The organism is Methanolobus sp., assembly GCF_030682845.1.
Lineage (GTDB): Archaea > Halobacteriota > Methanosarcinia > Methanosarcinales > Methanosarcinaceae > Methanolobus.
Map to the genome: position 1 here is coordinate 25,560 of NZ_JAUXNK010000054.1, position 16,282 is coordinate 41,841.

Consider the following 16,282-nt stretch of genomic DNA (forward strand, 5'->3'; position numbering starts at 1 on the left):
ATCAATGAAAAGATCCATAGGAGCTAAACCATTTGTTTATCCTGCACCTGCATGGGTGATCGGTACATATGATGCGTTCGGCACCCCGAATGCAGCGACCATTGCATGGGGAGGCATTTCCTGCTCAAGCCCTCCCTGTGTTAGCATATCCCTTCGGAAAGCGACCTACAGCTACACCAATATTATGGAAAAAGAGGCGTTCACTGTAAACATACCTTCGGAAGAATATGTGAAACACACGGACTATTGCGGGATGGCAAGCGGAAAGGATGAGAACAAGTTCGAGACTACCGGCCTCACCCCCGTGAAAAGTGACCTGGTGTATGCACCTTACATCCAGGAATTCCCAATTGTACTTGAATGCAAACTGGTACACAGTTTTGAGATCGGGCTCCATACGCAGTTCATCGGAGAGATCATGGACATCCGGGCAGAGGAATCCGTGCTGGATGAGAGAGGCGTGCCTGACATAGAAAAGGTGAGACCGATCATATTCGGACCTGAGATCCGGAATTATTACGGAGTTGGCAAAGTACTGGGCAAGGCTTTCTCAATCGGAAAGGAAATAAAATAGAGAGTGCAGCTTTAATCGATATGTATCAGCGCCTTGTTAGGGCATACTTTAATGCATGCCATGCAGAGAGTGCATTTACTGTAATCAACCCTTGTAAAGCCATTAACCCTGTAAAGGGCTCCGTAAGGACAGGAATTGTCGCATCTCGAACATTTCCTGCACCCTATGACTGCTATGTGTCCCTCCTTTCCGTGCATGCGGGAACATATCAGAAGGATGATACATTAAAGTATTGAACCATGTCTGATAACTAAGTCTTATATATGACCAGAGTATAGAGTCCGAAATGAGTAACTTGAACCAGACTGAATCAGGATCATTCCATACATACCTGTCCGAGGGCTGCAAGCTGTGCCAGCAGGGAGCCAAGATGGTTCTCTTTATAACAGGGGTATGCCCCAGGGACTGCTTCTATTGCCCGGTTTCTGTTGAGAGAAAAAAGGATGCGACTTATGCGAATGAAAGGTCTGTCAGTTGCGATCAGGATGTACTGGAAGAGGCAAGGCTAATGGATGCCCTGGGAACAGGCATTACCGGGGGGGAACCCTTATTGGTGCCTGAAAGGGTGCTTCATTACATGAGGCTCCTCAAATCAGAATTTGGCAAGGGACACCATATACACCTGTACACCTCGCTTGCACCTGATGAGGACACTATGTCCAGGCTTGCAGAAGCAGGGCTTGATGAGATAAGATTCCACCCCCCTGTTGCCATGTGGAGCGTACTGGACACCAGCCCCTATGCCAGGTCCATAAGGTTCGCCAGAAAGTGTAATATCATGGCCGGAATAGAGATCCCTGCTATTGAAGGTATAGACAAGGTCGCACTTTTTGCCAGAGAGATGGATTGTTTTCTCAATATGAACGAACTGGAATTTTCAGACTCAAATGCGAGGGATATGAAACTCAAAGGTTTTGTACTTGAAGGTGATATATCTAACGCCGTTGCTGGCTCAATGGAACTTACAAGACGCATATTCAGCGAGGATAATACAGGCAAAGTGCATTTCTGCTCATCAACATACAAGGATGCTGTGCAGCTCAGGGAACGCCTGTTGCGTGTCGCCCGCAACACAGCAAGAGCATTTGATGACACAACCGAGGATGGCACTGTTGTTTACGGGCAGATAATATGCAAGGACGCAATGGCTGCACAGAAAGTGACAGAACTGCTTATTGAACAGGAAATCCCTCCGGAAATGGTAGAAACAAATGAAGTATCTGTTGAAACTGCCTGGTGGATACTGGAAGATGTTGCAGAGATGGTAAGAGAAATTACAAATAATATGTCTATTGTGGAGAGGTATCCTTTTGAGAATGGATTGGTCGTTGAAAGGATACCTCTTTAGAGCCAACTTATATATCTTAGAATTGTATAAGTAGTACGATTTTCATTACGCGCGCAGGTTTTGCGTGCTCACAGGTACAATAGTTTTATAAGATAAAATAACATATTGAAAAAAGAGGTGTTTGTACTGGAAACGATAGAAGAGCGAGTAAGGGATAGGTTAATAAAATATCTCAGTCGCGATGATACGGGTATACGTAAAGTAGTATTGAAATTGTTCCTGAGTGGTGGTAAATTCACTACAGGTGACGTGTACGAACATCTTAACAATGCGGATTTTGATGTGAGCTACAGGGGAGTTTCTGCGATGGTCGGTCTTATGAACACAAGACTTGGAATCCTTAGCATTGATGTGACTGGCGATCATAATATATATCTGCTGAAGGAAGACTATAAGAACATAGTCAAGTCTGTCCTGGAGAATTATTAATTATTGGATTTTTGTGCTTGCTTTCATCGTTGTTATACAACTACGACCATCAATCATTATTATCCCAATACCCTTACCTGCTTATTTATTTTAAATGGAAAAGCAAAACGCCATACATAGTTGAGTGAGATATTCGATTGATATTGAATGGTGTTCCGTATGCTAAAGCACATACCCCCGTGGATCTATAAGGGATACGAGCATCTCCTTACACAGGAGGTCAAAAATGCACCTATTCCAAGGCATGTCGCCATAATAATGGATGGTAACCGCAGGTATGCACGTAAGCTGGGACAAATGGCTTCTTTTGGCCATATTAAAGGAGCCGATATCACTGAGAAGGTTATTGAGTGGTCCTGCGAGCTGGGCATCGAACACCTGACGATATATGCATTCTCCACAGAGAATTTCAGCCGCTCAAACGCTGAGAAGGATAAACTGTTCGAGCTGATCGGACTGAAGTTCGACGAAATAGGAGAGGATGAAAGGACCCATGAGAGAAGGATGCGCGTTCATGCCATCGGTGACATCGATAAATTGCCGGATATGCTCCGGGAGTCCATAAAGAACGTGGAGCTTGTGACATCAGGCTATGACCGGTTCAATCTCAATGTTGCAATTGCCTACGGAGGTCGCCAGGAAATTGTGCAGGCAGTAAGGGAAATAGCCGTGATGGTCGAAAATGGCGAAATTGAACTCAATAACATTAATGAGGACACTATCTCAGACCACCTCTACCCGGCCGGCGGATCCGCTCTTCCCGACGTAGACCTTATAATCCGTACCGGAGGCGATGAACGCGTATCCAATTTCCTGCCATGGCAGGCAAACGGTAATGAGTGTGCATCCTATTTTTGTGCGCCTTTCTGGCCGGAGTTCCGCAAGATAGATTTCCTGCGCTCCATACGGGTCTACCAGGCCCGCGTAGAAGAAAGGAAACAGCATGCAACTGTGCGTGCTGCTCATTTCCTGAAAGCGCTTGGCAAGGCAGAGATAAGTGAAGTAAAACATGCCTCGCTAACAGAGAGTGCACATAACAGAATAACTGACTAGTAAGTACAGCACATGGAGTTCATATTAAAAGCTCTTTTTAAAAACTATAGAAGAATAGTATGCGGGAGGTGTGATTCGAACACACGAACTCCTACGAGACTAGGCCCTCAACCTAGCGCCTTTGGCCTGGCTGGGCAACCCCCGCAAATGATCAGTAAATTGAATGTGTTTATATTAACTAAGAGATATTGTTTAAATCAACCTTATCAAATAAGAGAAATATGGTGCGGGAGGTGTGATTCGAACACACGAACTCCTACGAGACTAGGCCCTCAACCTAGCGCCTTTGGCCTGGCTGGGCAACCCCCGCACGAGTGCAAATGAAATAAATTTCCAGGAGATGTATCTCCTGACCGGATCACAAGGACTCTAGAATTTCCCTCATCCGGGTGGCTTTGTCCTTAATGCTCTTCCCTGCATTTATAATTAACTGTTGGATTGTATAGGAACCATCTGATTCCATAGTGAAAACAAACGCACGTTCATCCTGAGAAACAGTAATTGCGTCAATTTCACAAATCCCTTGGCAGAGTTTACAGAGTATGCATTTAAGAATGTCATCCTCGGAGATCCCTGCTCCTTCTGGTCCCATTTTGATGATACCCTGAGGACATTCCCCTATACAGGCACCGCAACTATCGCATTTGTTGAATGTGACCAGAGGCATGTTCTTGTATCCACAAGCAACACCTGCCTGCCACCGAGCATGCTGGTTACCGTAGCCCATGTGGGCTATGGCTTCAAGCACAACTTTCTGGCCTTCCTTCAGTTCAATGATCGGAATGTTGGCCTCGGCAGGCTGTACAGTTTCATCAGATGAAACGAAGTCACCTGAATGGACCACCTTCGGGCCTTCGGCACTAAGTGTAAGAGAGACCCTGCAAGCAGGGCACTCTGAGCCACCACATATGCACTCTTCAACAGGTACGAACTCTTCAATGTTTGCGGCTAAAGGAATAAGGGCAAGCCTTAATCCAAGCTGTTCATCAAAGAGGACGGAGGTATTGTTGTAGATGTTCACGTAGGTTATTGCAAGTGTAGGTACGTCAGAGAGCGCTGCTCTCCTTATACCGTTTGCAAAAGCTGCGCTCACATCGGACAATACGAACTTTGCAGACCTCTCTGACATCTCCAGTATGTCTACTTCCATTGTCATGAGTCCATATCCATTAGATTATATACAATTATACCCTTCTTCCACCCTTTGGACGGGTTCCGTCGTGTGGTACAGGAGTTACATCCTGTATTCTGCCGATCTTGATCCCTGCTCTTGCAAAGGACCTGATAGCAGCCTGAGCTCCGGGCCCCGGGCTTCTCTGCTTGTTGCCTCCGGGAGCGCGTACCTTGATATGGATACCTTCGATACCCTTGTCCCTGAGCATATCTGCGAGCTGGCTTGCCATCTGCATAGCAGTGTATGGTGAACTCTCATCACGTGCTGCCTTTACGACCATGCCACCTGAGGACTTAGCCAGTGTTTCAGCGCCTGTAATATCAGTTACAGTGATGATAGTGTTATTGAATGAGCATTTTATGTGAGCTATGCCCCATATTCCGTTTATAGCCATGTCTTATTCCTCCTTTCATGCCCCTGCGACATTAGATGCTACCTGGGCCGGCCTCTCCGGATGCATTTCACTGGTCAGCGGGGAGTTGCCATAGTAGTCAATGAGCATCTCTTCATCCTTGGATATAAGCATACTCGGGATAGTTACTCTCTTGCCATTGAGAGCAATATGACCATGAGTGATGAACTGCCTTGCCTGCCTGGGACTGCGTGCAAGTCCAAGTCTGTGCACCTGAGTCTGCAACCTGCGCTCAAGGATTGAGTTGGTCTGCAAACCAAGGATATCATCAATATTGGAATCGGTGCTCAACATGGAAAAGCGTATGAGCCTTGCCAGAATCTGGTCAGCTTCAGTCTTGTTGTGACCTGAAAGTTCACCCTCTGCCAGAAGCCTGCGTGCATCCGCCCTATATCTTCTGAGGACACTGTGTGCCTTCCAGAGTTCCTTCTTGTTACGAAGACCGTATTTTTTAACAAGCTCAAGTTCGCTTGCCATCCTGGCTGCCTGCCATGGATGCTTCGGAGTATCGTAGCTCTTTCTCTTTTTACCTGGATATCCCATAAAATCACCTTACTTCTTCTTGCTCACACCAATGGTGGAACCACGCCTTCCGGTGGATTTTGTTCTCTGACCTCTTACCTTGAGACCCCTCTCGTGCCTGAGACCACGGTAGGCTCTGACCTTCTTAAGGTTGTTTATATCTTCTCTGAAGGTAAGGAGTATGTCCTGTCCAAGCAGATGCTTGTCCTCTCCACTAAGGGGGTCCAGGCGTCTGTTGAGCATCCAGGTTGGCATCTTCTTCTCAAATTCCCCAACAGCTGCATCCAACTTTGCAACATCTTCATCAGGGAGGTAACCAATAACGCCCTTAGGGTCAATACCGGTTCCGTCTACGATAATCCTTGCTGTCCTTAATCCTATACCACGGATACCGGTCAGCGCATACATTACGGACTGACTTCCTTTAAGGTCAGTATTCATGATACGGACTAAATGTCTTATTTCCTCATCTGCCATTTAATTTCCTCCTTAAGGATGCAATGCATCCCGTAGCCCCGGAGCACAGAAACTCCGGCACACCCGACTTTGCGGGTAATGTTATTCTAAATAATAGAACATGACTCGGCTGTATATACTATCTTTTGTATTTAATGCTATTGTGCAACACAAAATAGTAGTTAAAGCGAACTTCACTACAGTATTATTACATAAATACTTTCCCCAGAACAGCAGGCTAATACCATGACAATGATTTAATCCGTTAGGGAATTACCCACCTGCGGTTTATCAGAGGCAGCCAAAGACGAACTGACCCTTATTTTAAAAAAGGCCATGCCCAGCAAAGAGCATACTATTGCGAAGATCAGGGTTTCCTTATACCCGAATTGTTGAAGCATTACTCCTCCTGCGATCGATCCCACGATACTGGCTGCAGCTATGACCGAGTTAAGAATGCCGGTAGCCGTTGCCTTTTCAGCATTGCGGCTCACGAGAAGTTGGTTACCGCCCACATACAGGAAAGACCACCCAAATGCCACACAGACCATCCCAGGTATCACATAAATGAAACTGGGAGCAAGCAGATAGCAAGTAAACGCCAGCCCGGATGTGATGCATCCCCACTTGATAAGCCATTCATTATCAAGTCCGTCCATCCTGCGCATAACAATGAACTGCACGAGAGGATTTATAGCGTAAATAACACCTATGGAGAAATTTGTGGCCCCCAGATGGAGCAAATACAGAGGCAGCATTGTCCAGACTGCAACCGCACCTACATGCCTGACAAATATAGAGAGGTACACGTCAATATTACGGGAGAATGTGTCAACTGAAAAATAACTGATATTCATAGAAGGTTTTTCGATATCCTTTAGTTTCAAGGCATTCAGGAAAGCTACGAAATAAAATACTGATGAGAGTATGAACAGGAAATGGACATCCTCGATCACGGCTGCAAGCAGATAGCCTATCATCCACCCCAGTGAGCCAAAGGAAGTAAATTTCCCAATGCTGCCCTTCTGATAATAGATGTACACGGTGAGTGCAGCCGGATATATGCTCATGCAAAAACCCACAAGCGCCCTGGAAAGCGCCAGAGAAAGGGCATCATATGCGAACACTTGCAGGAAGAACGCTACCCCGGAGACCACCAGGCCGATAAGCACTATAGGGCGCAGACGATTGATGTCCGCAGCCTTCCCGAATATAAATGAAGACACAAAAGAAGCCAGGCCGAACAGAGCGCTTATCAGCCCTATCTCAAAGAAGGAAGCACCCAGAGAAGCTGCAAATATCGGGACGAACACATTGGACATTGTATGCGAGGTATTCGTCAGAAGCTGGATCGTGTTTATTCGCATCGTATAATCGGACCATAATCCTGTTTGTCTATTTCAACCTATTTACGCATAATTTGGTGAGAGTCTTTTATTTTAGACAGCTCCCTAACAGATAGCAAAATGTGGTTGCAATCTATTTTATACTTAAAATAGAAATATAATATAAATAATATTATAATACTATTTATTGTGGGCGATGCTATGAGCAACAACAACAACAACAGCAAGAAGCCATGTACTGACAAACAAAATATTAGGCTAAAACAGTATTTTACAATATTGATACTGTTCATTCTGTCCCTGACACCTGCATCCGCGCAGGACAGCGTCCGGATAGAGATGCCTGATAATGTAGCATCCGGAGAGATGTTCAAAGTAGTCCTTATTATCGATGACCCGCTGGTAAGGGAACTGACACAAACCATAGATATAACGAGGAACGGCGGAAGAATCCAGCTAAAGGTGGAGGGAGACATAAATAACCCCTCACTGATAGAATACGCCGGACAGGAAAGGATAGTATTCGATGCTGTCAAGTTCTCAGGTTTCCAGGACGGGGATGAAGAGTCTACCCTGATCTTCCAATTCTTTGGCAACACCGGAGAAATACAGAAAAAATATCCGGACTGGAAGCCATCGTATCCTGACTACATCGTCAAAATTTCAAAGAAGGTGCATGCATCTCCCGTAAGCTTCTCTGTTGAGACACCCGAATTCCCCAATACTGAAACGAGCAGGTTTGAAACGGATTACTGGGACAAGGTTATTTTCACTCCTGTATTCAGGTATGTTGAGAGTGACTTCTATGCAGAGACAAAACTTTACAGAGGAAGCTTTAGCAGGGAGACCAGTTATCAGACGCTTGATGATTACCTTGTTGGGAGTTATATAAGAAAAGAATATATGAGCAATCCTCCCGAACGTATGAAAGTATCCGGTTACAATTATGGTTCATTCGGACAGGGCGGGACATCAACAGGTTACTATATATTGCAATGGTCACCAACCATGAAGGTCACCCGAATTGAACCCGGCACGAGTGAGCGTTATGAGGAGTACGACATAAGTATAAGCTACAACTACGCCGTGCTGATCAATGATTTCCTCCTGTACAACGGGAACATCATAAAACAGATGAAGGTCAGAGAATCGGAGATAGAGGATGTTGTAAGTGAATTTGAGGAAGAGTGCCACAAAATAGTCATGAGCCAGAAATATGCACCCATAGCAACGGGGAGTGGTACACACCCATCTGTCCTTGAAACAAACCTGCCGATCTCCGGAAAGAAGAGTGTTTCAATTTACGGTTATGTGGTCGATGCTGATGGCAATCCTATGCCGTATGCTCAACTGACCGCTAAGGTGAAAGGTGAAACATTCAAAGGCAGTATTGACAAGGACGGAGACTTCAGAATACCGCTTACATTAGACCTAAAGGATAAAGAGGACGATGTGAAAGTACAATTATGGGTTGACTTCGTTTACAAAAGGGACGGAAAGAACTATTTCACGGTATATGATCTGAGCGGCAGCACATACAAAGGTGTATGGTACTATAAGGAATTCAGACTGCAAGACCATCAGGACATAGAGGCAAACATCAGGCTTAACGGTGCTTGGGACACAAAGGCTGGCAGCAGCACAGGACTGCTTTCTGATCTCAAAAGCCTTTCAGTTATATATTCCCACATGCACGAGGCAGTGGATTTCTGCCTTGTGGAATTGAAAGCGGATGTTGATCACAAGCTGCCTGTGAAGGTGCTTGTAGGAAATACGGAAGATAAGACACTCTACTCACCCTCTCGTTCGCAGATACTTATTTCCACGAATGATGCGGGATACTCAAACTCCAACAGACCGAAGAACCGGGAGTACCATGAGTTCGCCCACCACCTGATGTATGCCACCTATGGAGGATGGACACATGGAAGCAATGTATCTGGCACTGTCAACCACAATGGTTTCCTTAACCCCAATACAGGAGATTCTTACGAGGAAGGTTTTGCCGAGTTCATAGCACTGGCAATATCTGACAAGTACGGGGACTCCAACCCTGCGGACGGTGTCACAAGGCCGGAGATCTACGCATCGTTTGGAAGCTTGGAGAACAACTACCGTCCCTGGGACAGTCGGGGGTACTTGGAGGAGTTTGCCGTTGCCTCCCTGCTCTGGGACCTTTACGACAGCAACAATGAGGAAGGTGACTCCATTACCATGTCCCTGGAGGACATCTGGTCCGTGCTGAAGGTCCAAAGGAATGACTTCTACGATTATTACCTGGCATTCAAGCAGGCCAATCCCAGTAAGGCTGACGATATCGACAGGCTCTTCATTGAACATGGATTCTTCGCGGACACCACTGAAGGCAACCGCATACGGGATTCGTTTGAAGGCTTCATAGATGCCAATAGCAATAATGCATACGATATCGGAGAGTATTTCTTTGACCTTGGCTGCCTGAACTCCACAAACGAGATACAGTACAGGAAGGGCATGATCGTCGGGCGGGCTGCAAACTATGAGAGGCTCAACAGGAGCACTGCAGTGAGGCTGGATGGCGCCTACCTCAAGGTCAGCGACAAGGAATTAAAACAGTACCTTGTCAAAGTACACTATACCGAACCGGGAAGAGGGGATGACTACGAGTATGTCGTGGATCTCAGGGACGGTCTGCTGTACGTGCAACCCCTGCCCGGAAATGTGCATGCGGATATCAGTATCACCCCTTATTCTGTTGAATATGCCGCAAAGGAAGACTATACCATAAGCAACCAGGAGCTTGTCAGCCGGCTGGAGCAACCCGGAAAGTATTTTGACAGCCACAAGTTTTCCCTGAAGAAGACCGGTGTTGTGGGCGACATGCCTTATGAGACCTACAAGGATACAGACCCGGTCTATGCCTATGAGGGCGACCTGGGTGAGGAATTCGACCTGAAGATAGCCGACGGGACAGACCACGACGACAGTGACAGGAAGTTCCCGCTTATGTGGCTGTTGCTCCCGATACTTGGAGTAGGGCTCATTGTGCTCGGAAAAAAGAACGCCAGGGTTGGAGAGCTTTCGAGAAGAGGAGTCAAAGAGTTCAATGAAAAAGGTCTCCCTGCAATCAAACAAGGAAGCAGGAAGGCTGCCGAGCTGACCGTAAAGGGGACAAAAGAACTTGCCCGTCAGAGCAAGGTAGCTTATGAACAGACAAAACCTCACATTAAGAAGGCACAGGAGGATATCAAAGAAAAAGTAGAGGGCATGAAAGAGAAGAGGGATAAGTGAAGGTTAAACCTTCACTGTCTTTTCTGGTGCAGCTCCTGGCAATTACAGATAACCGCTGTCCCGGTCAGACATAAAAGGATTCAGTTTCGCCATTGCAGTACGCATTTTTCTGAAGCCGCATTTCATGTAAAAATCCTCACGACCCGGGACTGAATACAGAATTATGTTTTCAACAGGCAGTTTTTCACATATCCTGAAATTATCTCTTTTCCGATGCCTTTGCCCTGATACTCCGGCAGCACCACCATATCATATATGGCAGCCTGATATTCACCATCACAGAGGGCACGGCCCATACCAACCAGTTTACCGGAATCGTGCACAACTATAACAGCGTAACTTGCCTCAAAAGCACGCTTAAGTTTTTCCGGTTCACGCTTCTGCCTTCCAAGAGGAGGAAGCTCAAATACTGTCGAGGCTTCCTCCCAGTTCACTTCCCGCAAGCAATCACTAAAAGTGATGCATGATAACTCCACGGAGGATTCATTTTCAGCAACCATACCTTTAACAAAAGAAATAAAAACAGATAAAGTAATCGCTGAATAATCACATCAGGATTGAGTCTGGCTCAATGACTGATTTTTTTTAAAAAAGCGCCGAGGGGGAGATTCGAACTCCCGAGGGGCGGATGCCCCACAAGCTTTCCAGGCTTGCGCCCTACCACTAGACTACCTCGGCATTATGTTTCGCGGGGTTTGCTCTTCCAGCCTTGCGGATAAGTGCCAGCAACCATTATTACTCTTTCGGTCAATGCAGCAAGACCATGCTCCGAACTGAGCATTTCCTCAGTGTCCATGAGCGCTCTGGACAAGGACACTGCCTCACCTTTCAGGCTGAAGATGCATACCTGGTCATCTATCCGGATGCTTTTTTCAAGGCTTACTATCCCCGGCACAGCAAGTGCGGCGCCCTGGCATACTGCATCAATGGCACTATCCCGGACGATAATCCTTGGCAGGTGGGCAAGACCTTCTTCAAGGGGTCTGACCACCCTGCGAAGACATGATTCATCGTTGTCCTCTTTCCAGAATACATAAGCATCCTTCAGTTCATGAAGATTTACAAGGGTATCTTCCCTGAAAGGGCCTGTTTTGGTCCTTCGCAATTGCTGCATGTGGGCGCCGGTGCCAAGGGCCATACCGATGTCATGGCACAATTTACGCATATATGTGCCCGCCTCACAGCCAACCTTCATAAGTACGGACTTGTCCTTTATCTCAAGCACTTCGAGATAATAGATCATTCTGACCCTCAGTTCACGCTTCACGGCAGATATCACGGGAGGCATCTGAAATAGAGGGCCTACGAACTCGTCACACACGGTACGCACCTTTTTCTCAGGAGCCGGTTCATGAAGACGCATGTGGCAGATATATTCCTTGCCTGACAGGCGCAAGGCTGAGACCACTTTTGTTGCCCTCCCAAGCATTATTGGCTGGACGCCGGTGACACCCGGATCCAGGGAACCCGAATGTCCGGCACGGCGCAGCTCAAGTATATCCTTGACCCATGCAGTCACTTCGTGGCTTGTAGGACCTTGCAGCTTATCGAGGTTCACCACACCCATTTCCACATACTCCCGGATAGGACGTTCAGCAGGTAAGCACCCATATGACGGATTTGTTGTTGCCTGTGTCCTTTGAACCAGTTCACGTGGATACTCTGAGGGTAGCATCCCAGCAGACCTCACGCCATCAAATATCATTTCATCAGATTTCATATCATAACCTGCCGGAAAACTATTGTTCAGAAAAGCGTTCTATCGCACAGGAGATAATATCTGCAACCTGGAACTGGTCCCATTTCATGGAATCGATGACCAGGTCATAGACTGAGAGATCGCCTATGTCAATACTGTATATGCCTTTGTACCGGATAGATTCCGATGCTTCGCGCTCCCTCGTTTCCTCAAGTTTCTGTTCGAAGGAACCACATTCACGCGTCACTATGCGCCGGACCCTTACTTCCACAGGGGCTTTTATCCATACCTTGAGAGCACGCGTTGCCATATGACCCGCGAGCCTTCCTTCGAGGATGATGTTATCTCTTGTACGGGCCATCTCCTTCTGGCGCTCGTCTATCTGGAGATCTATGGAATCATCCGACTCAGCCAGTTCTCCGAACTCTGCAAGGGTCATACCGTACTCCTTCGCAAGGGAACGGAAAACCTCACCTGCAGAGATCATCTCCAGACCGTGATTCTGGGAAAGGATACGGGAAACAGTGGTAGTACCACTGCCCGGAAGACCGCTGATTGTCAGCAGCAATTAAATTCCACCGACATCCAGTGCTTTTCTCATTAACTGGCTTACTGCCAGGGACGCTATGAAGTACCAGAATATCCAGTAATGGAAAGGACCAAGCAATCCATCTGTCAGTATATGCTCGCCCCAGAATGGGAAAACCATGGTCGCGGCTTCATGGCTGTTGATGTAAAAGTAAGCCCACATGAACAGAGGCAGAGAGATTATACTTATATATGCCATTGGCTTGAACTGCTGCTTTGACATTTCAAGTTGCTGGGTCATCATCTCAGAGCGCTGGTTCTCCATTTTTTTCATCAGGGCAGTGTTGTTAGAGAGCTGTGCCTCCCTGAACTCTTTCTGGAATACGCGCATCTTCTCCTGAACGTTGCGCATAAGATCCCAATCCATAGTGTATTTCTGGATGAGCGTTGCGTAAAGAGCAGTTATGGCTGCCATTATGAACAGCACAATATGAAAATTGCTGTCTCCCAGTAGAGTGATCAGAGGATTCATGAAGAATCCCACTGAGTTTCCCAGTGAATTCCTGAACTCCTCCCCCAGGACCACAATGCCTATCATCATGGAAATACCCAGAGCAAGCAGCGCTCGCTCAAACTGTTTCTTATAATTGGCAGTTACCACGGGTTATCATCACCTTATTTTATTAATCAGTTACTAGTATTTGTCCATTACCCCGGAAACCGTCTGGAATACCTCATCGACATTACCACTGCCATCGATATTGACAAGGATACCTGCTTTCCCATAGTAATCGATCAGTGGCTTTGTCTTTTGGTTATAGACAGTGAGCCTCTGCCGGATGACTTCTTCCCGGTCATCGTCTCTCTGGTAGAGTTGGGAACCGCACACGTTACATATACCCTGCTTTTCAGGAGGATTGAACACAATATGGTAGCTCTCACCGCAATTTGGGCATGTCCTGCGTCCACTTAGCCTTTCCACTAGATTATCATCTGAAACATCGATATTAATTACCACTTCAAGAGGTTTACCGATCTCCCGGAGAATCCCATCAAGAGCATCTGCCTGAGGTATAGTCCGTGGATAACCATCAAGAAGATAGCCATCCACGCAGTCTGCTTCATTGAGCCTGTTCCTGATAAGACCAATAAGTACGGTGTCCGGGACAAGCTCGCCCCGGTCCATGTAACCTTTTGCCTCCTTACCAAGTTCAGTCGCATCGCGGACATTTGCCCGGAGGATGTCTCCTGTGGATATGTGAGGAATGCCGTATTTCTTTGTCAGTTCTTTGGCCTGGGTGCCTTTTCCAGCACCCGGCGGACCAAATAATACTACGTTCATACTCAACACCTGATTTATTTTCCGAAGAAGGACCTTACCATCGGATGCATTTCCATCATCTGTTCGGATGCTATATCCTCATAGAGACGGTAGGTGATACTGACTGCAAGCAAAAGCCCCGTACCTCCTGCACCTCCAAGAGTGCCCAGCATGCTTGCAACAAGAGTAAGGGCACCTATGAAAGCACCACCGATAATAGTGACTTTTGGAATGTAGCGTATCATTACCTTTTCAATGCTTCCTATGTTCCTTCTGAAACCGGGAATCTGCATACCCGAGTTAAAGATCTTCTTTGCAGTCGGCTTTGGACCCATTCCGGTTGTTTCTATCCAGAACAGAGCGAAGATCATACCTCCCCCTATCAGGAATACTGCATCGACCAGGACGTGTAAAGCTATCTGCCATGTTGCCGGGGCAACAGCGCCCAAACTGGTAAATGACTCCCTTACAAGGGATGGTATCCAGTCATAAGGACTGTTGATAGGTGACAGATAATACATTACTCCGTTGATTGGTGTCGAACCCTGGAACTCACCCAGGATAGTGATCCCCCTGCTACTGAGCAGGAGCCCTATCAACTGGATATTGGCCTGCAATGCCCTCACAAGGATCATTGGAAGGACTGATGCATAGATAAGTTTTACCGGGAACTTTCCTCTTGCTCCCCTGACAGCACTGTGCGCCAGAGGAATCTCGATACGGGTACTTTCAACATATACCACAATCAGGAATATAAGAATCGTGCTACTAAGAGCAAGTATGCCTCCCCTGATCAGCATGAACATTAGACCGTCACCTGTGAACAGGTAATCAGTGCCAACATTCTGTATTATGTAGATCCATTTGGGGAAGAAACCTGCTGGCAAGCCAGTTGAATCCCTGACCCAGCTGAACAGACCTGTAACTATCTGCTGTGATACACCGGCCACGATGAACAGGCCTACACCTGAACCGATTCCCCATTTGGCAACGACCTCATCCATGAAGAGGATCAGCACACCGCCTATACATATCTGGAGGAACAGTATGAACGTGAGAGCACCCACACTGATACCAAGAGTGGCCGCTATACCCGCATCTGGCAGTACGAATCCACCAACTATCTGTGGCAGAGACTCAAGGACTATCATCACGAAAACCAGAGCTTTTTGTGCACCCTGGAAGAATGCCTGGTCCTCCGGGTTAGACATATCCAGATTTATGACATTGGCACCTACCAGCAACTGGAGAACGATGGATGCGGTGACTATTGGTCCTATACCAAGGAGCATCAATGATCCGGAAGCTCCTGCAAAGAATGCTCGATAAGATTCGAACAGGTCAATCGAATCCGGTGACAATCCAAACAGCGGGACGTTAGCAAGTATGAAATAAAGCACGAGTATCCCAAGTGTCCACATCAACTTGTTTTTGAAATGCACGTGCCCTTCAGGACTTGCAACCGCAGGTAATTTATTAAAAATTGGTTTTAAACTTTCCTTAAGACTCATTAATTCCACCCTTGACTGGGAAATCCATACTATTGATTTAAACGAGTATGGCTAAATAATCTTAAATATTAATAAATATACGCTTTCTTTGCGATATAGAACAATGAATAAATAAGTAATGCCATTAAGGCATTACTCTTCAGGTCCTGTGCAGGAACCACCTGCATTTTCGATCTTGGCCTTTGCTGTCGCTGAGAATTCACATGCAGTAATGGCCAGTTTCTTTGATATCTTGCCAGTACCGAGCACTTTCTCAATGTAAAGATCATCCAGATCGATGTGGTAAACTCCATCCTTGAGCTCAGCAAAACCGTCTTCTACAAGCTGGTCTGCCAGTTCATCGAGTTCGCCTACATTGACAATGGAGGTGTCGTGCAGTGTCTTGAAAGGACGGACAAATCCTTTCTGCAAACCAAGGTTGTAGCCTCGCTGCATTGCACGGGTGTGATGATGGGCGTTTCCACCACATTTACCTCTTCCACCACGGTTTCCGGCGCCACGCCTGTTCTTGCCGGTGCCTCCACCGCAGGTGCGTGATCCCCTGAATTTCTTAGTGTTACCTTTTACCATCCCGGCTCACCTCATCTTCTTCAATAACTGGTTGATATCCTCACCATGGTTACCAAGAACGCCGCCCTG

General features: G+C 46.7%; 18 protein-coding genes and 3 tRNA genes. 5 read left to right on the plus strand and 16 right to left on the minus strand.

What is annotated here, in order from left to right; all coding sequences use genetic code 11:
* The first annotated feature begins 4 nt into the window (after positions 1-4).
* Entirely contained in the window at positions 5-574 is a 570-nt protein-coding gene (locus tag Q8J68_RS06510) for a flavin reductase family protein (protein WP_305310714.1), read from the plus strand.
* Positions 575-585: 11 nt separating this feature from the next.
* On the opposite strand, the gene Q8J68_RS06515 is transcribed toward Q8J68_RS06510, so the two are convergent.
* Positions 586-771 carry a DUF362 domain-containing protein gene (locus tag Q8J68_RS06515; RefSeq protein WP_305310715.1) on the minus strand — a complete coding sequence of 62 codons (186 nt, stop codon included), beginning with the start codon at positions 769-771 and terminating at the stop codon, positions 586-588.
* Positions 772-860: 89 nt separating this feature from the next.
* Between Q8J68_RS06515 and Q8J68_RS06520 the strand changes: the two genes are divergently transcribed.
* The 3 genes from Q8J68_RS06520 (at position 861) to uppS (ending at position 3,404) form a co-directional block, all read left to right on the plus strand.
* Positions 861-1,922 (plus strand): radical SAM protein, encoded by a 1,062-nt coding sequence (locus Q8J68_RS06520; protein WP_305310716.1) that lies wholly within the window; start codon positions 861-863, stop codon positions 1,920-1,922.
* A gap of 105 nt (positions 1,923-2,027) precedes the next feature.
* Complete coding sequence (locus tag Q8J68_RS06525; protein ID WP_015053035.1) at positions 2,028-2,351, plus strand: DUF2551 domain-containing protein; 324 nt, start codon at positions 2,028-2,030, stop codon at positions 2,349-2,351.
* Between the two features lie 159 nt (positions 2,352-2,510).
* Positions 2,511-3,404, plus strand: coding sequence for a polyprenyl diphosphate synthase (gene uppS / locus Q8J68_RS06530; protein WP_305310717.1), 894 nt, complete (start codon positions 2,511-2,513; stop codon positions 3,402-3,404).
* A 60-nt stretch (positions 3,405-3,464) separates the two neighbouring features.
* Here uppS and Q8J68_RS06535 read toward each other — a convergent pair.
* The 7 genes from Q8J68_RS06535 to Q8J68_RS06565 all read right to left on the minus strand — a co-directional run bounded on the left by Q8J68_RS06535 (position 3,465) and on the right by Q8J68_RS06565 (position 7,335).
* A tRNA-Leu gene (locus Q8J68_RS06535) sits at positions 3,465-3,549 on the minus strand.
* Positions 3,550-3,626: 77 nt separating this feature from the next.
* Positions 3,627-3,714: transfer RNA gene (locus Q8J68_RS06540), tRNA-Leu, on the minus strand.
* A gap of 48 nt (positions 3,715-3,762) precedes the next feature.
* Positions 3,763-4,560, minus strand: coding sequence for a DNA-directed RNA polymerase subunit D (locus tag Q8J68_RS06545; RefSeq protein WP_305310718.1), 798 nt, complete (start codon positions 4,558-4,560; stop codon positions 3,763-3,765).
* 28 nt (positions 4,561-4,588) lie between these two features.
* Positions 4,589-4,972, minus strand: a complete 384-nt coding sequence (locus tag Q8J68_RS06550; RefSeq protein WP_015053038.1) for a 30S ribosomal protein S11 — start codon at positions 4,970-4,972, stop codon at positions 4,589-4,591.
* Between the two features lie 15 nt (positions 4,973-4,987).
* Entirely contained in the window at positions 4,988-5,533 is a 546-nt protein-coding gene (locus Q8J68_RS06555) for a 30S ribosomal protein S4 (RefSeq protein WP_305310719.1), read from the minus strand.
* 9 nt (positions 5,534-5,542) lie between these two features.
* Entirely contained in the window at positions 5,543-5,989 is a 447-nt protein-coding gene (locus tag Q8J68_RS06560) for a 30S ribosomal protein S13 (protein ID WP_305310720.1), read from the minus strand.
* A gap of 236 nt (positions 5,990-6,225) precedes the next feature.
* Complete coding sequence (locus tag Q8J68_RS06565; RefSeq protein WP_305310721.1) at positions 6,226-7,335, minus strand: MFS transporter; 1,110 nt, start codon at positions 7,333-7,335, stop codon at positions 6,226-6,228.
* Between the two features lie 180 nt (positions 7,336-7,515).
* Here Q8J68_RS06565 and Q8J68_RS06570 point away from each other — a divergent pair, with 180 nt between their 5' ends.
* Entirely contained in the window at positions 7,516-10,584 is a 3,069-nt protein-coding gene (locus Q8J68_RS06570; protein ID WP_305310722.1) for a carboxypeptidase-like regulatory domain-containing protein, read from the plus strand.
* A gap of 161 nt (positions 10,585-10,745) precedes the next feature.
* Here Q8J68_RS06570 and Q8J68_RS06575 read toward each other — a convergent pair whose 3' ends face one another.
* From Q8J68_RS06575 to Q8J68_RS06610, 8 genes are all read right to left on the minus strand, one after another.
* Complete coding sequence (locus Q8J68_RS06575; RefSeq protein WP_305310723.1) at positions 10,746-11,084, minus strand: GNAT family N-acetyltransferase; 339 nt, start codon at positions 11,082-11,084, stop codon at positions 10,746-10,748.
* Positions 11,085-11,178: 94 nt separating this feature from the next.
* Positions 11,179-11,262, minus strand: a tRNA-Ser gene (locus Q8J68_RS06580).
* Position 11,263: 1 nt separating this feature from the next.
* Positions 11,264-12,304: an RNA-guided pseudouridylation complex pseudouridine synthase subunit Cbf5 gene (locus tag Q8J68_RS06585; RefSeq protein WP_305310724.1), complete on the minus strand. Its 1,041-nt coding sequence runs from the start codon at positions 12,302-12,304 to the stop codon at positions 11,264-11,266.
* A gap of 19 nt (positions 12,305-12,323) precedes the next feature.
* Positions 12,324-12,851, minus strand: a complete 528-nt coding sequence (cmk, locus tag Q8J68_RS06590) for a (d)CMP kinase (RefSeq protein ID WP_305310725.1) — start codon at positions 12,849-12,851, stop codon at positions 12,324-12,326.
* A complete protein-coding gene (locus Q8J68_RS06595; protein ID WP_305310726.1) occupies positions 12,852-13,472 on the minus strand; it encodes a DUF106 domain-containing protein in 621 nt (206 codons plus the stop codon). It lies immediately after the preceding gene.
* 33 nt (positions 13,473-13,505) lie between these two features.
* Positions 13,506-14,153 carry an adenylate kinase gene (locus Q8J68_RS06600; RefSeq protein WP_305310727.1) on the minus strand — a complete coding sequence of 216 codons (648 nt, stop codon included), beginning with the start codon at positions 14,151-14,153 and terminating at the stop codon, positions 13,506-13,508.
* 14 nt (positions 14,154-14,167) lie between these two features.
* Positions 14,168-15,643, minus strand: a complete 1,476-nt coding sequence (gene secY, locus Q8J68_RS06605; protein ID WP_305310728.1) for a preprotein translocase subunit SecY — start codon at positions 15,641-15,643, stop codon at positions 14,168-14,170.
* Between the two features lie 132 nt (positions 15,644-15,775).
* Positions 15,776-16,213: an uL15m family ribosomal protein gene (locus Q8J68_RS06610; RefSeq protein WP_305310729.1), complete on the minus strand. Its 438-nt coding sequence runs from the start codon at positions 16,211-16,213 to the stop codon at positions 15,776-15,778.
* Between the last annotated feature and the right edge of the window lie 69 nt (positions 16,214-16,282).